Source organism: Zunongwangia sp. L-65 (genome assembly GCF_056859415.1).
In genome coordinates, this window is record NZ_JBSXOK010000008.1 from 1 (window position 1) to 2,582 (window position 2,582).

The 2,582-nt window shown below is 40.7% G+C and carries 2 protein-coding genes; one reads left to right on the forward strand and one right to left on the reverse strand.

Annotation, left to right across the window (positions count from 1 at the left end; genetic code table 11):
• Window positions 1-50: 50 nt before the first annotated feature.
• Window positions 51-1,247, reverse strand: a complete 1,197-nt coding sequence (locus AC13DP_RS00135; RefSeq protein WP_013069803.1) for an IS256 family transposase — start codon at window positions 1,245-1,247, stop codon at window positions 51-53.
• A gap of 88 nt (window positions 1,248-1,335) precedes the next feature.
• On the opposite strand from AC13DP_RS00135, the gene AC13DP_RS00140 reads away from it, so the two are divergent.
• Entirely contained in the window at window positions 1,336-2,532 is a 1,197-nt protein-coding gene (locus tag AC13DP_RS00140) for an IS256 family transposase (protein WP_013069803.1), read from the forward strand.
• Window positions 2,533-2,582: the final 50 nt, after the last annotated feature.

The window sequence follows — 2,582 nt, forward strand, 5'->3', positions numbered from 1 at the left end:
GACACTATCCCGCAAAGTGTGTAAAGTTAAAATAACAGGGGTTGGACTTTTTAAAGTCTGACCCTTTTTTCATAGATCGTAAGGAACTGATTTAAGATAATGCCCCAGTTCCTGATAGGCATTGACCACTTCTTAGTGGCTTCCCTTGTAGCCAAATATACTGATTTCATCACTGCCTCATCTGTCGGGAAAGACAGTTTGTTTTTAGTATACTTCCTGATTTTCCCATTGAGGTTCTCGATAAGGTTCGTGGTATAAATGATTTTTCTTATTTCCAGGGGAAACTCAAAGAATATCGTGAGGTCTTCCCAGTTGTCCCTCCAACTTTTAATAGCATAAGAATATTTACTTTCCCATAGCTTTGCAAAATCATCCAGGGCAGCTTTAGCAGCTTGCTGGTTAGGTGCATTGTAGATATGCTTCATATCTGCTGTAAAGGCTTTTTTGTCCTTCCATACCACATACCTGCAAGCGTTACGTATTTGATGCACCACACAGATTTGGGTTTTGGACTCAGGGAATACGTTCCTGATAGTATCGGTAAACCCGTTTAGATTGTCGGTAGCCGTGATAAGGATATCTTCAGTTCCCCTGGATTTTATATCGGTAAGGACACTCATCCAAAAGGCTGCAGATTCATTTTTGCCCAACCAAAGTCCCAAAACTTCTTTCTTTCCATCTCTGCGAAGTCCTACTGCTATGTATATGGTCTTGTTAATCACCTTGGAGTTCTCCCGTACTTTGAATACGATCCCATCCATCCAAACAATAAGATATACGGGTTCTAAAGGACGGTTCTGCCAGGCCACAATATCTTCGGTAACCTTTTCGGTAATCCTTGAGATGGTGGATGTGGAAACCTCAAAATTATAAACTTCCCTGATCTGTTCTTCGATATCGCTATTGCTCATTCCTTTGGCATACAGCGATACAATAACATTTTCAATCCCATCGACCATATTGCCACGTTTGGGGACAATCATCGGATTAAAAGAAGCATCCCGATCTCTGGGGACCTGGATCTGGGATTCCCCAAAAGAGGTGCAAACCCTTTTTTGACCAAAACCATTTCGGGTGTTGGGATTGTCGGATTTCTGGCTTTTATCATAGCCTAGATGGCCATCCAATTCGCCTTCCAGCATTTTCTCAATGCCACGTTTCTGCAGTTGTTTTAAAAAGCCATTGAGCTCATCTCCACTTTTGAACTGCTTTAAAAATTCATCGCTAAATAAATCTTCTTTTTTCATACTGTGTAAAATTTAAAATTAGACAAAAAAAATAACAGGGGTCGCGACCCCTGTTATTTTTTTTGTCTAATTTTAAATTTTACACAGTATGAAAAAAGAAGATTTATTTAGCGATGAATTTTTAAAGCAGTTCAAAAGTGGAGATGAGCTCAATGGCTTTTTAAAACAACTGCAGAAACGTGGCATTGAGAAAATGCTGGAAGGCGAATTGGATGGCCATCTAGGCTATGATAAAAGCCAGAAATCCGACAATCCCAACACCCGAAATGGTTTTGGTCAAAAAAGGGTTTGCACCTCTTTTGGGGAATCCCAGATCCAGGTCCCCAGAGATCGGGATGCTTCTTTTAATCCGATGATTGTCCCCAAACGTGGCAATATGGTCGATGGGATTGAAAATGTTATTGTATCGCTGTATGCCAAAGGAATGAGCAATAGCGATATCGAAGAACAGATCAGGGAAGTTTATAATTTTGAGGTTTCCACATCCACCATCTCAAGGATTACCGAAAAGGTTACCGAAGATATTGTGGCCTGGCAGAACCGTCCTTTAGAACCCGTATATCTTATTGTTTGGATGGATGGGATCGTATTCAAAGTACGGGAGAACTCCAAGGTGATTAACAAGACCATATACATAGCAGTAGGACTTCGCAGAGATGGAAAGAAAGAAGTTTTGGGACTTTGGTTGGGCAAAAATGAATCTGCAGCCTTTTGGATGAGTGTCCTTACCGATATAAAATCCAGGGGAACTGAAGATATCCTTATCACGGCTACCGACAATCTAAACGGGTTTACCGATACTATCAGGAACGTATTCCCTGAGTCCAAAACCCAAATCTGTGTGGTGCATCAAATACGTAACGCTTGCAGGTATGTGGTATGGAAGGACAAAAAAGCCTTTACAGCAGATATGAAGCATATCTACAATGCACCTAACCAGCAAGCTGCTAAAGCTGCCCTGGATGATTTTGCAAAGCTATGGGAAAGTAAATATTCTTATGCTATTAAAAGTTGGAGGGACAACTGGGAAGACCTCACGATATTCTTTGAGTTTCCCCTGGAAATAAGAAAAATCATTTATACCACGAACCTTATCGAGAACCTCAATGGGAAAATCAGGAAGTATACTAAAAACAAACTGTCTTTCCCGACAGATGAGGCAGTGATGAAATCAGTATATTTGGCTACAAGGGAAGCCACTAAGAAGTGGTCAATGCCTATCAGGAACTGGGGCATTATCTTAAATCAGTTCCTTACGATCTATGAAAAAAGGGTCAGACTTTAAAAAGTCCAACCCCTGTTATTTTAACTTTACACACTTTGCGGGATAGTGTC